The organism is Bartonella sp. AD328YNZD, from assembly GCF_042196425.1.
Genome location: NZ_JBHIQG010000664.1, coordinates 1 through 836 on the forward strand (window position 1 = coordinate 1; position 836 = coordinate 836).

Annotated in this window: 1 pseudogene; it reads left to right on the forward strand. The window is 37.3% G+C overall.

The features are described 5' to 3' along the window. Window positions 1-297: 297 nt before the first annotated feature. Window positions 298-836: pseudogene (locus ACFIO3_RS14350) on the forward strand (Ti-type conjugative transfer system protein TraG); the annotation flags it as partial.

Sequence of the window (836 nt, forward strand, 5' to 3'; positions counted from 1 at the left end):
TGAAACATTGGCTCAAAGTATTGGTGTATCAGAAAGTAAAGCTAGGCAAATTACAGAAATTATTAAGCAAACCAAAGAAGTACATCAACGAGCGCAAATATGCACAATGCATCGTTCCCAAGCATTTGCTATGGCCTGCTAAGAATAGATAAAACCTTTCTCCTTAATGAGAAAGGCTCATAAGCAAAAACTGTCTGGCGTTATCTGCACCTTTGCAAAAAGAGATGAGAGTTCATATCACACACTTGGAAAAGAGCATTTCGCAACATATTCTGACAGAATTGAAAGTAAAATACAATGAAATATACCAAAACACAAATGGTACTCATTTTAACACCGATCGCTTTAGGTGCTTTAACAATATTCCTTGTCCCTCACTTTTTGTTGTTTATAACAAATGGACTAAAGAGCGATCAAATTTATTGGACTCTTCGTTCAGAACCTTTATTAGTCCTAGCACTAACGGCTACTGTTTCATTGTTGTATAGTCTCTCGCAAAAACTGCACCTGCGTAGAATAATCACTTTTGTCTCCATTGTCTTTTTTGGAATGACTGCTCTTTACTATATTGGTGGTGAAATAAAACGCTTAAGTCCCTATGTTGGACAACAAGGAATAACGTGGAGCTACGCTCTTCAATTTATGGATCCCATGGTTGTCTTTGGCATCATCATTGGTGTTTTTTTGTCCCTCATTCAATTCATAACAACCTCTCCACCTAAAAGTAAGGTCAAGCGTGCAAAAAAAGGTGTTTTTGGTGAAGCATCATGGATGAATTTAAGAGAGGCAGCAAAAATCTTTCCTGCCAATGGGCAAATTGTTGTGGGTGAAAGATA